The organism is Microlunatus sp. Gsoil 973 (genome assembly GCF_009707365.1).
In the GTDB taxonomy this organism is placed as follows: Bacteria; Actinomycetota; Actinomycetes; order Propionibacteriales; family Propionibacteriaceae; genus Microlunatus.
In genome coordinates, this window is record NZ_CP046122.1 from 4,477,092 (window position 1) to 4,494,339 (window position 17,248).

17 protein-coding genes and 1 tRNA gene are annotated in these 17,248 nt (G+C 65.5%); 12 read left to right on the forward strand and 6 right to left on the reverse strand.

Annotation, left to right across the window (positions count from 1 at the left end):
• Positions 1-43: 43 nt before the first annotated feature.
• Positions 44-637, reverse strand: a complete 594-nt coding sequence (locus tag GJV80_RS20995) for an ABC transporter ATP-binding protein (protein ID WP_230207911.1) — start codon at positions 635-637, stop codon at positions 44-46.
• A 131-nt stretch (positions 638-768) separates the two neighbouring features.
• Here GJV80_RS20995 and GJV80_RS21000 point away from each other — a divergent pair, with 131 nt between their 5' ends.
• On the forward strand, positions 769-2,808 hold the full coding sequence (locus tag GJV80_RS21000; RefSeq protein WP_154689560.1) for an NAD(+) synthase: 2,040 nt from the start codon (positions 769-771) through the stop codon (positions 2,806-2,808).
• A 107-nt stretch (positions 2,809-2,915) separates the two neighbouring features.
• Positions 2,916-4,577, forward strand: coding sequence for an APC family permease (locus tag GJV80_RS21005; protein ID WP_154689561.1), 1,662 nt, complete (start codon positions 2,916-2,918; stop codon positions 4,575-4,577).
• A 21-nt stretch (positions 4,578-4,598) separates the two neighbouring features.
• Here GJV80_RS21005 and GJV80_RS21010 read toward each other — a convergent pair whose 3' ends face one another.
• On the reverse strand, positions 4,599-5,090 hold the full coding sequence (locus tag GJV80_RS21010) for a YajQ family cyclic di-GMP-binding protein (RefSeq protein ID WP_154689562.1): 492 nt from the start codon (positions 5,088-5,090) through the stop codon (positions 4,599-4,601).
• 117 nt (positions 5,091-5,207) lie between these two features.
• On the opposite strand from GJV80_RS21010, the gene GJV80_RS21015 reads away from it, so the two are divergent.
• The 4 genes from GJV80_RS21015 to GJV80_RS21030 all read left to right on the forward strand — a co-directional run bounded on the left by GJV80_RS21015 (position 5,208) and on the right by GJV80_RS21030 (position 7,510).
• Positions 5,208-5,289: transfer RNA gene (locus GJV80_RS21015), tRNA-Tyr, on the forward strand.
• Between the two features lie 92 nt (positions 5,290-5,381).
• Positions 5,382-6,068 carry a hypothetical protein gene (locus GJV80_RS21020; protein WP_195909047.1) on the forward strand — a complete coding sequence of 229 codons (687 nt, stop codon included), beginning with the start codon at positions 5,382-5,384 and terminating at the stop codon, positions 6,066-6,068.
• Positions 6,065-6,862, forward strand: coding sequence for a hypothetical protein (locus GJV80_RS21025; RefSeq protein ID WP_154689564.1), 798 nt, complete (start codon positions 6,065-6,067; stop codon positions 6,860-6,862). The genes GJV80_RS21020 and GJV80_RS21025 overlap by 4 nt, the downstream gene beginning before the upstream one ends.
• Before the next feature lie 24 nt (positions 6,863-6,886).
• Positions 6,887-7,510 (forward strand): DUF922 domain-containing protein, encoded by a 624-nt coding sequence (locus GJV80_RS21030; RefSeq protein ID WP_154689565.1) that lies wholly within the window; start codon positions 6,887-6,889, stop codon positions 7,508-7,510.
• A 169-nt stretch (positions 7,511-7,679) separates the two neighbouring features.
• Here the strand turns inward: GJV80_RS21030 and GJV80_RS21035 are convergent, their stop codons facing one another.
• Complete coding sequence (locus GJV80_RS21035) at positions 7,680-7,997, reverse strand: hypothetical protein (protein ID WP_195909048.1); 318 nt, start codon at positions 7,995-7,997, stop codon at positions 7,680-7,682.
• A gap of 202 nt (positions 7,998-8,199) precedes the next feature.
• On the reverse strand, positions 8,200-8,652 hold the full coding sequence (locus tag GJV80_RS21040) for a hypothetical protein (RefSeq protein WP_154689567.1): 453 nt from the start codon (positions 8,650-8,652) through the stop codon (positions 8,200-8,202).
• A gap of 394 nt (positions 8,653-9,046) precedes the next feature.
• Here GJV80_RS21040 and GJV80_RS21045 point away from each other — a divergent pair, with 394 nt between their 5' ends.
• The 4 genes from GJV80_RS21045 to GJV80_RS21060 all read left to right on the forward strand — a co-directional run bounded on the left by GJV80_RS21045 (position 9,047) and on the right by GJV80_RS21060 (position 13,220).
• A complete protein-coding gene (locus tag GJV80_RS21045; protein ID WP_154689568.1) occupies positions 9,047-9,754 on the forward strand; it encodes a GNAT family N-acetyltransferase in 708 nt (235 codons plus the stop codon).
• A gap of 112 nt (positions 9,755-9,866) precedes the next feature.
• Positions 9,867-11,471: a hypothetical protein gene (locus GJV80_RS21050; RefSeq protein ID WP_154689569.1), complete on the forward strand. Its 1,605-nt coding sequence runs from the start codon at positions 9,867-9,869 to the stop codon at positions 11,469-11,471.
• 44 nt (positions 11,472-11,515) lie between these two features.
• Complete coding sequence (locus GJV80_RS21055) at positions 11,516-12,304, forward strand: phytanoyl-CoA dioxygenase family protein (protein ID WP_154689570.1); 789 nt, start codon at positions 11,516-11,518, stop codon at positions 12,302-12,304.
• 52 nt (positions 12,305-12,356) lie between these two features.
• Positions 12,357-13,220: an endonuclease/exonuclease/phosphatase family protein gene (locus tag GJV80_RS21060; RefSeq protein WP_154689571.1), complete on the forward strand. Its 864-nt coding sequence runs from the start codon at positions 12,357-12,359 to the stop codon at positions 13,218-13,220.
• 157 nt (positions 13,221-13,377) lie between these two features.
• Here GJV80_RS21060 and GJV80_RS21065 read toward each other — a convergent pair whose 3' ends face one another.
• Positions 13,378-14,085 (reverse strand): metalloregulator ArsR/SmtB family transcription factor, encoded by a 708-nt coding sequence (locus GJV80_RS21065; RefSeq protein ID WP_154689572.1) that lies wholly within the window; start codon positions 14,083-14,085, stop codon positions 13,378-13,380.
• Positions 14,086-14,228: 143 nt separating this feature from the next.
• Here GJV80_RS21065 and folE point away from each other — a divergent pair, with 143 nt between their 5' ends.
• Together folE and GJV80_RS21075 are read left to right on the forward strand one after the other, a co-directional pair.
• Positions 14,229-14,897, forward strand: a complete 669-nt coding sequence (folE, locus tag GJV80_RS21070; protein ID WP_154689573.1) for a GTP cyclohydrolase I — start codon at positions 14,229-14,231, stop codon at positions 14,895-14,897.
• 13 nt (positions 14,898-14,910) lie between these two features.
• Positions 14,911-16,137, forward strand: a complete 1,227-nt coding sequence (locus tag GJV80_RS21075; RefSeq protein ID WP_154689574.1) for an NAD(P)/FAD-dependent oxidoreductase — start codon at positions 14,911-14,913, stop codon at positions 16,135-16,137.
• Between the two features lie 8 nt (positions 16,138-16,145).
• Here GJV80_RS21075 and GJV80_RS21080 read toward each other — a convergent pair whose 3' ends face one another.
• A complete protein-coding gene (locus GJV80_RS21080; protein ID WP_195909049.1) occupies positions 16,146-17,234 on the reverse strand; it encodes a mandelate racemase/muconate lactonizing enzyme family protein in 1,089 nt (362 codons plus the stop codon).
• Positions 17,235-17,248: the final 14 nt, after the last annotated feature.

Here is a 17,248-nt window from a genome sequence, read left to right on the forward strand (position 1 = left end):
AGCACCGTACGGTTGCAGTGCCGGGCGATGCCGGGATCGTGGGTCACGACCACGAGTGCGGCGCCGCCCGGGACGTTGCCCCGGCCAGGACCTGCATGATCTCCTGACCGGTGTTCTGGTCCAGGGCACCGGTCGGCTCGTCGGCGAAGACGACCGCCGGTTCGGCCACCAGCGCCCGCGCGATCGCCACGCGTTGCGCCTGGCCACCGGAGAGCTGTCCCGGCCGACGGCTCTCCAGACCGGCGAGCCCCACCAGCGTCAGGCAGTGATCTGCGCGGCCGATGGCGGCGCGGTGCGCCATACCGTCCAGCATCAGCGGAAGGGCGACGTTCTCGTTGGCCGGCAGTTCGGCGACGAGTTGGCCGGACTGGAACACGAAGCCGAAGTCCCGTCTCCGTAGTGCCGTCCGTTCCCTGTCCGACATCGTCCCGAGGTCTGCGCCGCGGAGGCGTACCGATCCGCCGGTCGGGCGCTGGATACCGGCCAGACAGTGCAACAGGGTCGTCTTGCCGGAACCGGACGGTCCCATGATCGCCAAGGAACCGGGTTCGACGTCGAGATTGACTCCGGCCAGGGCGTGGGCGGCGGCGTCGCCGGCGCCGTACGTCATGACGAGATTGCGAGCGCTGAGGATCATGGTCACCAGCCTCGACGACGGTGACCGGGCACACATCCGGCCGCGGCCCCACCGGCACCGGCGGCGGCTCCGCCCCTGGTCCGATCCGGGCGCAACGGGGGTCGTAGGCGGGGTCCATCTAGACTCGGATCGTGGACTTCTCCAACGCGTACGCCCAGGGCTTCGCCCGGGTCGCCGCGTGTACGGTGCCGGTCGCCATCGCGGACCCGGCGGCCAATGCGGCCGTCGTCTGGGACCAAGCGATGGCGTGTCACGAGGAATCGGTCGCGGTGGCGATCTTTCCCGAGCTGTGCCTGACCGGCTATGCGACCGATGATCTCTTCCTGCAGGATGCGCTGCTGCGCCAGGTCGAGCAGTCGATCGTGGAGTTGGCGAGTGCATCGAAGGACCTGATGCCGGTGCTCGTCGTCGGCGCGCCGCTGGTGTACGGGCATCGGGTGCTGAACACGGCCGTCGTGATCCATCGCGGCCGGGTGTTGGGCGTCGTGCCGAAGGTCTATCTGCCGACCTACCGGGAGTTCTACGACCGGCGTTGGTTCGGTTCCGGCGACGGCATCACCGGAATGATCACCATCGGCGATCATCAGGTCCCGATCGGCTCCGACCTGCTGTTCGCTGCCAGCGACGTTCGGGGGCTGGTGCTGCATGTCGAGGTCTGTGAGGACATGTGGATACCGGTGCCGCCGAGCGCCGAGGCCGCGCTCGCCGGGGCAACCGTCCTGGCCAACATCTCCGGCAGCCCGATCACGGTCGGCCGGGCCGAGGACCGGCGGCTGCTGGTCCGGTCGGCGTCGGCCCGCTGCCTGTCCGCCTACCTGTATGCGGCGGCCGGGCAGGGGGAGTCCTCGACGGATCTGTCCTGGGACGGGCAGACGATGATCTACGAGATGGGCGAGTTGCTGGCCGAGGGCGACCGCTTCCCCGAGGACGCACGCCGGACGGTCGCCGATGTCGATCTTGACCGGATCCGGATGGATCGGGTCAGGATGGGCACGTTCGACGACAACGCCCGCTCGGTCGCCCGCCGCCGCGGCGACCAGCAGTTCCGGGTGATCGACTTCGAGCTTGCTGCGCCCGCCGGTGATCTTGGACTTCGCCGGGTGGTCAGCCGGTTCCCGTTCGTGCCGGACGATCCGGAGCGGTTGGCGCTGGACTGCTACGAGGCGTACAACATCCAGGTCTCCGGGCTGGAGCAGCGGATGCGGGCGATCGGTAAGCCCAAGATCGTGATCGGCGTCTCCGGTGGGCTCGACTCCACCCACGCGTTGATCGTTGCCGCGAATGCGATGGACCGGCTCGGCCGGCCGCGCAGCGACATCCTGGCCTTCACCATGCCGGGGTTCGCCACCAGCGACGCCACCCGGTCCAACGCGGTGGCGCTGATGGAGGCGATCGGGGCGACCTATGAGACTGTCGACATCCGGCCGGCGGCGACCCAGATGTTGCGGGACATGGGGCATCCGTTCGGCCGTGGTGAGCCGGTCTACGACGTGACCTTCGAGAATGTCCAGGCCGGGATGCGATACGACTACCTGTTCCGGCTGGCCAACCAACGCGGCGGCATCGTGCTCGGCACCGGTGATCTCTCTGAGCTGGCGCTGGGTTGGGCGACCTACGGTGTCGGTGATCAAATGTCGCATTACGCGATCAACACCGGGGTGCCGAAAACCCTGATCCAGCACCTGATCCGCTGGGTGATCAGCACCGAGCAGTTCGAACCCGAGACCGACAAGGTGTTGCAGCGGATCCTCGAACAGGAGATCTCGCCCGAGCTCGTGCCGGCCCGCGAGGACGAGCGGCCGCAGAGCACCGAGGACTCCGTCGGACCGTACGCCCTGCAGGACTTCACGCTGTTCAACGTGCTGCGGTACGGATTCACGCCGAGCCGGATCGCCTTCCTGGCCTGGCACGCCTGGCGGGACATCGACGCCGGGGCGTGGCCGCCGGAGTTCCCGCCGGCCAAGCGGACGGCGTACGACCTGTCGACGATCAAGGGCTGGCTCGAGGTCTTCATCAAGCGTTTCTTCGCCAATCAGTTCAAACGGTCGGCCATTCCGAACGGACCGAAGGTGAGCTACGGCGGCACCTTGTCGCCGCGGGGCGACTGGCGGATGCCGTCAGACGCCAAGGGCACGACCTGGCTGGCGGATCTGGCGAACGTTCCGGACTGAGGCGTTCGGCGATCACGGGCCTTCCGGATTGAAACTGTTCCCGAGAAGCGTTTCAATCCTCCATCGGGCTGGGTAAAGCGGGCGATGTTGACGTAAGGAGACACCGCATGGCAACCACGACGCCCGCCCGCCGCGAGGACCTGAACCTCAAGCAGTCTCTTGGTTACTGGTCGCTGGTCGCCACCGGGATCGGCAGCGTGATCGGCTCCGGATGGCTGTTCTCGGCAATGTACGCGGCCCAGGGTGCCGGGCCGGCGTCGCTGGTGGCCTGGGTGATCGGTGGGGCGTTGATGTTGGCCGTAGCCTTGGTCTTCGCCGAGCTGGGCATGGTCCATCCGGAGTCCGGTGGCCTGGTCCGGTATCCGCTCTATTCCAATGGCCGGATGGCCGCCGGCATCGTCGGCTGGTGCATGTGGGTCACCTACGTCGGCAATCCGCCGACCGAGGCCGCGGGCGTCGTGCAGTACGCCAGCTCCTACATCCCGGCGCTCTTCCAGGATGATCAACTGACCTTCATCGGTATCCTGGCTGCCATCGCGTTGATGGCAGTCTTCGTTGTGATCAACTACTTCGGCGTGCAACTCTTCGCACGCAGCAACAACATCGTCACCGCGGTCAAGGTCTTCATCCCCACGTTGTGCATCATCTCGTTGTTGATCAGCGGCTTCGACCACCGTGGTGGGGCCGGAGGGCCGAGCAACATCGCGGCAGGCGGCGGGTTCGCGCCGTACGGCTTCGGTGCCGCACTGGGCACCATCGCCACCGCGGGTATGGTCTTCGCCTACACCGGTTTCCGCAACATCATCGAACTGTCCGGTGAGGTCCGTAACCCGCGTCGCAACATCCCCGCGTCCTTGATCACGACGATCCTGGCCACGATCGTGCTCTACCTGGCACTCCAGATCGCGTTCCTGTTCGGGGTGCCGCAGCACCTGCTCGGTCACGGCTGGAGCGGGATCAACTTCGACTCGCCGTTCGCCGAACTCGCGAAGCTGGTCGGGTTCATGTGGCTCTACTGGATCCTGATCGCCGATTCCATGGTGTCGCCGTCGGGATCCGGCATCGTCTTCACGGCGGCCAATGCCCGCAATGTGTTCGGACTCTCCAAGAACGGTTTCTTCCCGACCTGGTTGGAGAAGGTGAACCAGCGGTGGGGCGTGCCGCGACGTGGTCTGATCTTCAACTTCCTGCTCGGCATCCTGTTCCTGCTGCCGCTGCCCAGCTGGCACGCCATCATCGGCGTGACCGGCACCTTGATCGCGTTCACCTTCTCGATCGGCTCGATCTCGCTGTTGGCCTTCCGGCGCGCTGGGTTGGCCGTCAAGGGCAGCGGGTTGCCCGGGATGGGCGCCGTGGCGCCGCTGGCCTTCGTGATCAGCGCGCTGGTGATCTACTGGGTGACCTGGTCGGAGTTGCGGCTCACCATTCCGATCGTCGTCGCCGGTGTGATCTGGTACGTCGTCACGTACTTCCTGCAGCACCACGGTGTCCGCGAGTTGACCGGGGGTTGGTGGCTGGTCGTCTACCTGATCGCGATGTACGTGTTGTCCTACATCGGCAGTTTCGGCGGCAAGAACCTGATCCCCTCGCCGTGGGACTCCGTGGTGGTTGCCGCCGTGGCATTCGCGATCTATTTCTGGGGCGTCTCGTCCGGTGCCAACTACCTGATCGGGCGGCCGGACGTCATCGAGGACATGCGGGACCAGCAGAAGGCACGCGGGCAGGGTGATGAGACACCGGAACGCGTCGGTGCCGGCGTCGGAGATTAGTCGGCTCGGCGGGAACCGGGCTCAGCGGTAGTTGCTGAACTGCACCGCGAAGTCGTAGTCCTGTTCCTTGATCAACGACTGGACCGTCTGCAGTGCGTCCCGGCTCTTGCTGCTGACCCGTAGCTCGTCGCCCTGGATCTGGGCCTTGACGCCCTTGGGGCCGTCGTCGCGGATGAGTTTGGAGATCTTCTTGGCGTTCTCGGAGCTGATGCCTTCCTTGATCGAGGCGGTGATCCGGGCGACCTTGCCCGAGATCCGGGGCTCGCCGGTGTCGAGCGCCTTCAGGCTCACTCCGCGCCGAATCAGCTTGGACTGGAACACGTCCAGCACGGCCTTGACCCGCTCCTCGGTGTTGGCCTCCATCTCGATGACCTCTCCCGACCAGCTGATCGAAGCATCGGTGTTCTTGAAGTCGAACCGCTGACGAACCTCCTTGGCAGCCTGGTTGACCGCGTTGTCGACCTCCTGCCGGTCGACCTTGCTGACGATGTCGAACGAGCTCTCCGAGGCCATCTCTTCTCCTTGGTCTGCAGCGTCGCCGCGGGTGGGTTGGATCAGATTATTCCCGGTTCGCGTTGGAGGCTGCGGTGTTGCTATCGTTTCCTCTCGCTGCCACTGAGGTGACAGCGCGGCAGGTTGCCCGAGTGGCCAAAGGGAGCGGTCTGTAAAACCGTCGGCTCAGCCTACGTTGGTTCGAATCCAACACCTGCCACACGTCGTGAAACCGGTCCCGGACCGGGTGGAACGCCGGTTCGGGACCGTTCGCCCCTGTCCGGACGCGTTCAGGCCGATCTCGTGGACGCCGTGGGTACGACTCTTGACGTATTCGCAGACGTGTTCAGCGGCGCTACACCCAAGACGGCGGTGCCGATTCAATGGGACGGCGAGGGACCGGTGACGACTCTGGGTCGGGACCGTCGTGGATGTCTAGGATCGGGCCCGCTCCTCGATGCTGATGTCGTTGCCAGCGAGCAGCCGTTGACATTGTGCCTGATCCGAGGCAGCCAGAGTAAGGTTCGTGCCTACGGCGAGGAGGCCTCTGTGCGGCGTGAAGAGCTGGTCCGACGAGCTGGTGAGGCGCTTGGAGTGCGGATGTCGGCGGGCAGTGCTCACGTTGAGCCGGTCGACGACACCCGGAGCGCTCGGCGGTTCATGATCAGTACTCTTGATTCGGCCGGGGTGACGCGTTCGGTTGTTGTTGACGACGAGTCGGGTGACGCCACTGTGACCCCGGTGCGTGGCCATACTCAGCTGACTGACCTTGAGCGACGAACGGCAGCGCAGATTGCGATTCGGGACCCAAGGTCACAGGCCTTCTTGGACGGCCGCGAGGCCCATGCGTTGGCACGGCTCGCGGTCAGCGCTGCCGACCTCGGCCGGCGCGCCGTGGTCTTCTTGCGACCAGACGATGAGCATCGTGCTTATGTGATCGTCGACCTTCTGGCCGGTGCCGTGATGGGGTGGACCGATCGGTCGAATGGAGATCGATGAGGGTCCGAACGCAGCGGGTCGAGCAGGCCGGATGGTCGGTGGATGTTCGCTTGACCGCCCGCGGGGGCATGGTTCTCCGGGACGTTCGGTTTCATGATCAGCGGGTCCTTCAGTCCGCGTCGACCCCTTTCGTCTATGTGGATTACATCGGTCTGGGCATTGGCGCCTTCACCGACCATCTCGGCACGACGACTGCGGTGCCCGAGGTGCGCGCGACCGTTGACGGCTTCGACATCGCGGTGCGCTACGACGCCGCGGGGCCGGACTACCTTTACGAGCACATCTGGAGGTTCTTCGGCGATGGTCAGTTCGGTTGCCGGATGGTCGTCCACGGTCCAGGCGAGGAGCATTCGGGCGGCCACACCTACTTCGTGCCGTTCCGCCTCGATATCGACTGTGGCAGCGGTCTGCGTGACTCGGTCGACGCCTGGTTCGGGCCGCCCGCTGCCGGCACGTGGAGTGCCCAGACCACTGAAGGGGAGTTGCTGCACGCTCCGAGAAGTCGGTGGGACTGGTCCGTGGTCGACCGGGCAGCAGGACGCCGGGTGCTGCTCCGCGCGACCGATCCCGCCCATGACCGGTGTTGGGCGGTGCGCTATCGGCCGGAGGAGAGCTTCGGTGCTCTGGGGGTGATCCAGCCTGGCGCTCCGGGAACCGCCGGGAGTGTTCCTGTGGTGTATGTCGGCGACGAAAGCCTTCAGAACAGCGACGTTGTGCTCTGGTACGTGGCCCAAGTCGACGCTAAACCTTATGTCGTTACCTGCGGCCCCTGGCTTGGGCTGCAGGGTTACTGACCTTGGAGAGAATGGGGCAACCAGATGCCGGCGACCGGTCACAAGCACGGTTGGAAGACCAAGAAGAAGCGTCGGAAGTTCAAGAACTGCGAGGATGCCGGACGGCAGATGCAGGAAGATGCCGCAAACGGTGTTCACTGGGGTGAGGCGAATTGGGATGTCTCCGCGACAACCTCCCACAGTCAGGTGAAGAAGAACGATGACGGAACCTGGACTGCCAGTACCACGGTTCACCGGACCCTCAACCAGCGAGGATCTTCGGTCGTCGTCGATCAGCCCTATTGGCCCGGCATGACATCCGACGACCACGACGCCGTCGATGCGGCGACCGGTGGCCTGGAGGACCACGAGAACGGGCACCTGGAGATTGCCAAAGACTTCGCCGACAGCTGGGGCGACGGAGATGGCAACACCTCCCTGACCGGAACAGGCTCGACGCGTCAGGACGCCGTAAATGATCTTCGCGACAAGATTTCCCAAGATGCCAAGGACTTCACCGATGGCCTGCAGAAGCGCGAGGACGATTACGACGACTTCACCGACCACGGAACCAAGCAATCCGACGGTCCGGACCACAAGGACGCAGACGGCGATGACGACCCCTACCCAGGCGGCGACGACAGCAAGCTGAACTGTCCCGGCAGGTGAGGCGCTGCTTGGATTGATCAAAGCTCTCTACGCGTACTGAGGGGCTCGGGAACCGAAGTCTGACCCCGGCCCATTTCTGGACGCCCAATGCGGCGATATGCGCGCCACCGAGTGACGATCCACACATCCAGCTGGAATGTGACTCAGGCGCATGCCCGACCTTGCAGAATCATCGTCGCGCCGCCTTGAGATCTGCGATCAGTTTGGCTGAGGATGACAATGCCACCAGCCCGAGGACTGCGACCGCGGTGATCAACAGGGACTTGGCGACAGGGTTCGGTTTCTGCGTTGTCGCGTCAACGAGAAAGCGCATCAGCGCGAACACTCCCGAAGCGATAGTTGCGAGCCATGTGGTGACAGCGACGAGGGCGGCTGTCTTGATTCCTGGCCTGTACCAAATCCGGCGGAATGGGCCAGCTTCGGCGAGCTCTATGCCGATGCCCTCGATCCCACTGTTTCCATCCGCGACTGCGGCAAAGTCTTTCATGCTCAGGACCATGTCCTGGTCTTCTCCCGCCCGGGAGAAGGTTCGCAGGACAAGGGGGCGTGCCTTCGAACCGCGGGGTCGCACGAGGACGAAGGGAAAGAGGTCCGGCTGACCTCGGCGTCCTGCCCGCGAATAGCCCAGTTGACCGTCGCGACCGAGTACCGGATTTGGAAAGGCCTCCGCCGAGATCCATCGCATAGGTTCAGGCGACTGCCGGGACGGATTGGCTATAGGTCTCTCCCAAGACCACCAGCGAGGCGTCAGCGCCGGCCACCACGTCGAGACGTCGGAACGGAGTCTCCTCTACATGCATGTTCCAGCTGTATGCATGCAAGCCGAGCGCGTCTGCTAGGAGAAGGGTGTCCACTGCGCCACCTGATTGGTCCCGATCACCCACCCATACGTCGGCATCGAGGACCGGGTAGATGCTCGCGAGCCAAGGTTCAAGTTGATCTTCCAGCCAATGACCAAACCGTTGAACGATCGCTTCGGTCTCAGCACGAGCCGCCCCATCGACCCCACCGAGCCCATCCCAATAGCGATTCGCATTTTCGCGCTGCCGGATCTGACGGAAGACGTCATCACGGACCGGCTCGCCTACCTCTTCTGAGATCCGACCGAGAAACTTCCCCCTCGCTCCCTCGGAGTCGTTCACGAGGTCGAAGAGTCGCCGAACCGCACGCCGAACCGTTTCAAGATCAACCTCCCCGCGGTGCCCGATCGAAGCTTGACCCACGTGCGGCATCTGGGACTCAAAATCCAGGCTGCTCTCAAACTCGGGCTCAGCTTTGACACCGGGGCCATCCCCAACATTGGGTCCATTCCCGGGTCCACGCCCTCCACCGCTGCCAGGCCCCCGAGGTCCGCCACCACCGGCGCTTCGTGTCAGAATCCCAGGAAGACAGCGACTACAGATGAACCGCGGCTGCTGGCGGTGAAGACCGCCGTGCTCGGGGCAACTGATGCAGTTGCAGAGCTGGCATACACCGATCCCTCGCGTTGCAGTGCCCGAGCCGGTCCCCGAGACACACTGGTAGCACATCGAATACATGTCGAACCGCCCCCGGTGTAGGTCTGCCTCATTATGCCGCCAGGGGGCGCAACACAGGAGGATAGAGGTCTCGCATCCAGCTGCCTACAAGAACCCGTCGGGGCGGCGAAATCCGCACCCCGTTGGTTCGAATCCAACACCTGCCACCAGGCCAGGTATTGTCGGCCGGCGTGGATGTCGAGTTGCGGCTGGTTCGTCGGACGATGCTGTTGCCGTCGCCAGCCTGCTCCGGACCAACCGAGCCTTCCTCGCACGGTGGGACCCAGTTCGGGACGATGCCTGGTTCACGGAGAAGGGACAGCGCGCAGAGCTCGAACAGGCCCTCGCGCGACACGATCAAGGCCTGGTCGTCCCGTACGTCATCCATGCCGACGGCCAGACCGTCGGGCGGCTCAACATCAACAACATCGTCCGTGGTGCGTTCCAGTCCGCGCATCTGGGCTACTGGGTCGACCAAGCGATCAACGGTCGAGGGGTGGCCACGGCAGCGGTCGCCGAAGCGGTCCGCAGGGCATTCGGCGAGCTTCAGCTGCATCGCCTTCAGGCCGACACTCTCGTCCACAACGTCGCTTCCCAGCGGGTCCTGGCCCACAACGACTTCACTCGAATCGGTCTGGCTCCGCGGTACCTGCGCATCGCCGGCTGTTGGCAGGACCACCTGCTTCATCAGCGCCTGAACGCGCAGTGGACCAAGCTGCCCGGCTGACCGTAGCCAGGCAGTGCTCACCGATCGATTGCCCGATCGGGCGAGGATCGGCTCACCCATCTCTGCGCCGAAGGTGGGGGCCAATAGCCGCGGCTCGCTCTAGTGTGCGCGGATGGACTGGTGGGACAGGGCCCCGGACAGATCGCGTCGACCCATCCGCGTTCCGACCCCTGTGACCCGGTACGAGCAGGGCGCGACCGTCGCGCCATGGGGACCGCGTCGGGCGCTGGATCTCCAGCCATTGATCGGCAACCGGGCGGTGGCCCAACGCGTCGCACAGGAAGCGAAGACTGCGCCGACTGCCAAGCCCAAGCCCTCGATCAACAAGACCGGCTTCATCGACAACGACGATGGGTCCAACATCCGTACCGGACCAGCCGAATCCGGCGGCCTGGCCCTGACTGACGCGCCGATGCCACCAGCCACCCGAGTCTTCGTATCCGGCACCCATCCGGAGGCGCCCGAGTGGTGGTACGTGACCGCATTCCTCGGCGAGACGCTGGTCCGCGGCTACGTGCAAGGTTTCCGCGTCAACATCTCACCGCCAGAGCCGCTCGCCAAGCTCTATCAGATCAAACCCGGGGACACCGCCGAAGGGCTCGCCGTACAGGAGTTCAAACAGGCGGTCCGTGATGGTCACGATCTCCGCTACTACGAGAACGTCCTCCTCTACGTCAATCGCCAGGCCGGCCGAGCGGGGGTCCGGGGCGACTATCAGGATCCGGGGCTCTTGGGTGGTGGCGCGAACAACGTTCAGCTCGAGGCCGGACGGCGGATCTGGCTGATCAGTCCGACCTACGCACGGGCGCTGGAGCAGGTCGTCCCGGACGGATCCTTCTCGAACGGGATGTACGCGAAGGTCAAGCGCTTCGTGCAGCACATCGAGGACATCTTCCAGAGCGTCACTGATTCACCCGACTACCTCGACGACGTGGCCGGTGAGTTCGCGGAAGTGATCCGCGAGCACAAGGCGGAGATCATCGGCATCGTCATCGCCTTCCTCACTGCGGAGGCTGCCTCGGCGTTGCTGGCCGCCTCACCGACGGGGGTCGGCCAGATCGCAGCGGCTCTCATCCAGCTCGTTCTCGCCGCCTTCGGCGCCGCCGGGATGGTGCAGGCGGTGGTGGGCGCGCTGAAACACGCCTCCCAGTGGCTCAATCTTGCGTGGACGGCGAAGGGCGACGCGAAACAGATCATGGAAGCCAGCAAGGAGTTCCTTCGGATGCTGGTCAGCATCGCGATGGCGGCGGCCGCCTACATCGGTGTCAAGGGAAACTTCGCGACGGCGGTGAAGATCGGCAACTCGATCGATATGGGCGGCAACGCGGCATTCGCGCTCGCGGGTGGCGGAACGATGACAAGTGGAGAGGCGGCAGCAGCAGCGGCCGCCGGCAAACCCAAGTTCGGTGGTGCGATCGGATCCGGAACTGCTTCGGCGATGTCTGGTAAGGACCGCGACAAGGATTGGTACGAGGACGAATACGGTGATGATCCCCGCAACCAGTTACCGAAGCGGCAACGCATCAGTGACGGCAACAAGGTCGAGCTCGAGGACTCCGGGTGGTTGAGGAAGAAGCTGCCCGACGCGGACCGGCGTCGCGAATTCATGAAGTGGCTCGAGGCGAATCACAAGCTGGGCGAAGCACACGAGCACCTCAGGCCAGGTTCGCCGCAGGCCGAGGAGATGCTCCGGCGATTTCTGGCCGAGAACCCGTGAGTATCTCGTTATCCTGCTTAATGATCACGCCACAAGGACCCAGCATGGACATGCCGACAGCGCTGCGACAACTCGGGGCAACCGAGGACGTGCTCGACGCGGACACCCGCAAACGGCTCGACGACGACGGCTTCGTCCCGTTGCCTGGAATTCTGGACCCGACCCAGGTGGAAGCGTTCCGTGCCCGGCTCGCGGAACTGACCGCTGCAGAAGGCGACCGCGCAGGCCGGGAGGTGCATCAGGAAGCCGGCACCGATCGGCTGTCCGACCTGGTGAACAAGGACCCGATGTTCGACATCTGCTTCACCCACCCGACAGTGCTGGCCGCGGTAGCCCACGTGCTCGGGGACTTCAAACTCTCATCACTGAACAGCCGAGCCGCGCTACCCGGGCAGGGCCACCAAGCACTGCACACCGATTGGGGCGACCCCGTGCCGGCCGACGACTACCAGGTCTGCAACTCCATCTGGCTGCTCGACGACTTCACTGCGGACAACGGCGCTACTCGAGTCGTCCCCGGATCTCATCGATGGGGCGAACGCCCATCCGACGTCATGGCCGACCCAGCCGATGAGCACCCCGACCAGGTCCAGCAGCTGGCACCGGCAGGAACGGTCGTGATCTTCAACAGTCACCTCTGGCACGGCGGCACCCTGAACCGGTCGACCGAGCCACGCCGCGCGATGCACTCCTACTTCACCCGGCGCCACCAGCCCCAACAGTTGGATCAAACGAAGTACCTACGCCCCGAGACCGAACGACGACTGGATGATCCCGCACTCTTCGTGCTCGGCGTCTCTGCCAACCCAGCGAGCAGGGCCGCAGGACACTGAGCGACCGCGACGGCCGCCGAACCGAACCGGCGGCAATCGCGTAGTCATGGGCGTGGTGGGGTTCACGCGGGCCGCTGTGGTCCTGCGGTGTGCGCTGCTCGTGGCGTCCACGCTGCTGGTCGGCTGCACCGTCGACCGAGCGGCCAGCGCGTCGGCTCCCTCCGGCCCGGCGGTGAGCATCCTCCAGCTGAATCTGTGCGACAGCGGGCTCGCGCCCTGCTACACCGCGGGCCGCGCAGTGGTGATGGCGGCCACGCTGATCCGGGAACGGAGGCCGGACATCGTCACTGTCGACGAGGTCTGCCGGGCTGACGTCTCAGCGCTCAGGACAGCAATGTCGGCGACCTTCGGCGACCGCCGGGTCGCCGCCGCGTTCAGACCCGCGATGGACCGGCGCACCGGAGGACCGTACCTGTGCCGGAACGGCGACCAGTACGGCATCGGCGTGCTCACGGCGATCCCGACCAGCTCGCAGTCCTCAGCACGGGCACTGCACCAAACGATCAGCGGGGTGTACCCGACCCAGGATGGCAACGATCCCGAGGAAAGGGTGTGGGTGTGCATCGACGCGGCCGCCATGTACACCGCGTGCGCCACGCACCTGGCGAGCACCGCGGTCACGATCGCCTACGCGCAATGTCGCTACTTCCTGCGCTCCGCCATCCCGATCCTGCCGACCAGGACTGATCACGCCCCCGTCATCCTCGCCGGGGACCTCAACCTGCTCGGCCGCGGACCGCTGGGCGTCCAGTCCTGTCTGCTGCCCGGCTACCAACGAGTCGGCGACGGCGCGCTGCAGCACGTGATCACAAGTCCCGGTACCGCCGTGCTGTCCAGCGCGCACATCGACATGAACGGGACGACCGATCACCCTGGCCTCCTGGTGCACGTGGGGCTGCCGAGAAGCCCGCGGTAGAAGCGACCGATCCAGCGTCATCGACTCTGCAGCCGGACACCTCCAACCCAGGGGCCGGGCCAGATCACTCGGGCACATCAACGGTGCCGACCCGCGACGATTGACGCAACGACCCCGATCCGTACTGATCAACGTCTCTCCGGTCGCGTCCGAGGGATCACGCTGCCGGCGGGCGGATGACGACACAGCAGTGGCCCGGCCGAGGAGCGAGGTCCGCCCGGCCCGGATCTTCATCACAGCCGATCAGGCAGCCGCGGAGTAGCGCGTGGTTCAGGTTGCAGACCAGATCGGTGTGTTGCCTGGCCAGTCGGTGGAACGGGCAGTTGCGCAGGGTGATGTTGCCGCCGTCGTCGATGTCGGGTTCGTATCCCCGCGTCATCAGGACGGTGATCAGATCCTGGTCGGTCGCTGCTGCGGATCGCCCTTCGGCCTCGGCGGCGGCGGTCAGCGCCGCGCCGAGTGCGCTGCCAGTGCCGTCGGAATCGTCGGCTGCGATCGCCTCGGCCAGCAGCCGGGCCAAGATGTCGTAGCTGCGGGGTGGGACGGTTACCGCGACTTCCTCGTCGGCCCGTTCGTAGTGTTTGGCCGGACGTCCGGCGCCGGGACCGGTCCGGCCGCTGGTCCGAGCGTAGCTGGTGGTGAGCAATCCGGCCTCGGTGAGCCGGTCGAGGTGATAGGCGGCCAGTGTGCGGCTGATACCTGCGGCGGTCGCGGCTTCTTCACGTCGGGTCGGCCCCTCGTGGGCGGCAACGTAATCGTAGAGGCGCCGTCGGACCGGATCGGACAAGACCGTGAGCCGGGCCCACGTGTCACCACTTGTCTCCGGCCGGGTTGCCTCCGGCCCGGTCACCTCCGGACGGCTCATCCCAGAATTCTAACACCAATCAACCTTGACATACATGCGAAGACGTGACAGTGTCTAAGTAGTATCGTCATTTGTTATAGAGGAGTCTCGATGACTGGCGACCCGACCGATGTCCTGAATGCCGGCTCGCAGGCCGGTGTCCGATGACCGATCCAGTGGCTCTGCGCCTGCCGGTGGCCGATGGGGACGACATCGACGAAGACTTCGCCGCCGATGTTCCGGCCCTGCATGTGGCGGCGCCCGCGGACGATCGGGTGGACCTGGAACGCGCCGAGCAGGCCGCAGCCGACTTCTTGCGGGCCCTGGGCGTGGGAATCGAGTCGGAGCATCTGCGCCGGACCCCCGCACGAATGGCACAGGCGTGGGCCGAGATGCTCACCCCGCGGCCGTTCGACCTGACCACGTTCCCCAACGAAGAGCAGTACGACGAGTTGGTGCTGGCCCGCGACATCGGCTTCCGGTCGGTCTGCGAACATCATCTGCTGCCGTTCACCGGCCGGGCCTGTGTCGGTTACCTCCCCGGCGATCGGATCCTGGGGCTGTCGAAGTTGGCCCGGGTGGTCGAACACTTCGCCTGCCGGCCGCAGACCCAGGAACGGATGACCAAACAGATCGCTGATTGGCTCCAGCAGCAGCTCAGGCCCCGGGCGGTCGGCGTCCTGATTGCCGCCGAACACTCCTGTATGACCTTGCGCGGCGCTCAGGCCGTCGGGTCGAGCACGGTGACGTCCAGCCTGCTGGGCAGGTTGCGGACCGACGCCGCGTCCCGGCAGGAATTCATGGCTCTGGCCGGCACCCTCCGAGCAAGCTGAAGGAGAACAGATTATGACCAGCCCGCAGCGAATCGTCGTCGTGGGTGGAGGCCTGGCCGGCGCCAAGAGCGTCGAGGCCCTCCGCGAGCTGACGTCCGACGCCACTATCACCCTCGTGGCCGCAGAGCCACACCTTCCCTACGAACGGCCACCGCTGTCCAAGAGTTACCTCGCCGGTCAGACCCCGTTCGACGAAGCCGTCGTGCACACCCGCGATTGGTACGCAGACCAGCACATCGACCTGAGGCTGAACACTCGGGCCACGGCCATCGATGCGGTGGGCCATGTCGTCAGGCTGACCGACGAATCCACCCTGGGGTACGACAAACTCATCCTGGCAACGGGCTCGACACCCCGCCGGCTTGCCATCCCCGGTGCCGACGCGGACGGCGTCGCAACACTGCGCACCCGGGACGACGCCGACCTGATCGCCAGCTGGTTCGGCCGCGACAAACACCTCGCGATCATCGGTGCAGGCTGGATCGGGCTGGAAGTCGCCGCCGCCGCCCGCGCCGCCGACACCCACGTCACCGTCCTGGAATCGGCCGACCTGCCCTTGCTCCGTGTCCTCGGCCCCGACGTGGCTCGAGTGTTCGCCGATCTCCACCGGGCCAACGACGTCGACCTTCGCACCGCAACCGGCGTCGCGGCGATCACCACGAGCGGCGAAAGAGTCAGTGGGGTGGGCCTGACCGACGGTAGCCACATCGCTGCGGATCACGTCCTCATCGGCGTCGGGGCTGCGCCGGACGTGTCCCTGGCCGAGTCGGCCGGGATAGTCGTCGACAACGGGGTTCTGGTCGACTCGACACTGCAGTCCAGCGACCCCGACATCTATGCCGTCGGCGACATCGCCAACCACGACCATCCAGTCCTCGGCCGTCGTGTCCGCGTCGAGCACTGGGCCACCGCGCTCAACCAGCCGGCCGCGGCCGCCGCCTCCCTTCTCGGCCGCCCAACGCCCTACACCGAGCTGCCGTACTTCTTCACCGACCAATACGACCTCGGCATGGAATACATCGGCCACGCCGACCCCAGCAACACCCGACTCGTCATCCGCGGGAATCTCGCCAAGAGAGAGTTCATCGCGTTCTGGCTGGACGCCGACCACCACATCCAAGCCGCCATGAATGTCAACGTCTGGGACGTACCCGACCAGATCAAGCCCCTCATCGTCGCCGGCACCGCGGTCGACCCGGAGCAGCTCGCGGACACCGGCATCCCATTGCCGCGGGCCTGACCGATGGGCTACACCGTTGAGGCCCTTCGCTCCATCTGTCGCAGCACCGACTCCGGAATCTCGATACCCCAACCCGGAGCCTCGGACACGATGATCTCACCTCCGCGAGCGACGGGAAACGGCTCGTAGAAGTGCATGTCGGAGACGTCCTCGATGGTCCACTCGTGAAACAGGCTGCAGGCCGGCATCGCCGTCACCAGGTGCAGCGTGAAGATCGCGGTCAGTGATCGTCCCGAGGAGTGGGGAACGCACGGCACGCCGGCGAGATTGGCGAGGTCGGCGACCTGGCGGGCTCGGGTGATGCCGCCGAGGTAGCCAACATCGGGCTGGATGACGTCGGCCATCCCGGCTGTGACGAGCCGCCGCAGGTTCTCAACAGAGAACTCCTGCTCGCCGAGACCGATCGGGATGTCCAGCGCCGCGGCGATCCGTTCGGCGTTCTCGTACTCCCAATAGGGCACCGGCTCTTCGAAGTGCAGGTAGTCGTACTCCTCGAGCAATCGTCCGATCCGAACGGCTTGTCCGGGTGAGTAGGCGCCGTTCGCATCAGCACTGATCTCGATCTCCTCCCCGAGTTCCTTCCGCAACAGGGGCACGAGTCGCGACGTGCGGCCCGAACGAGGTTCCCCGTCGCGACCGTTTCGCTCACCGATCTTGACCTTGACCGCGCCGAAGCCGTGTTCGGCGACAGCAGTGATCATGCGATCGACCTCATCCTCCGGGGTCGTGTCGCGGCGCATCGCCGACCCGTACACCGGCACAGCGGGGCGTGCCTTGCCGCCGAGTAGTTGGTAGACCGGTTGGGACTTGGCCCTGCCGACGAGATCCCAGAGCGCGGTGTCAACGCCGGCCAGCGCACGGAACAGGAATCCGCCGAAATACTTGTACTCCGCACGGGCACACGAGTCGGCCAGCGTCACGACGTCGAACGGGTCGCGACCCAGATAGTTGCGCGCCACCAGGCTGTGCAGCACCTCGGCGGTGATCTTGGCTTCCGAGTGTGCCGTCTGGCCGATGCCTTCCAGACCGTCATCCGTGCGGACGCGAACGATGCATCCGTGCCCCTCGAAAGTCTCGATGGAGATGATCTTGGTCACGTTGCTCTCTGTTC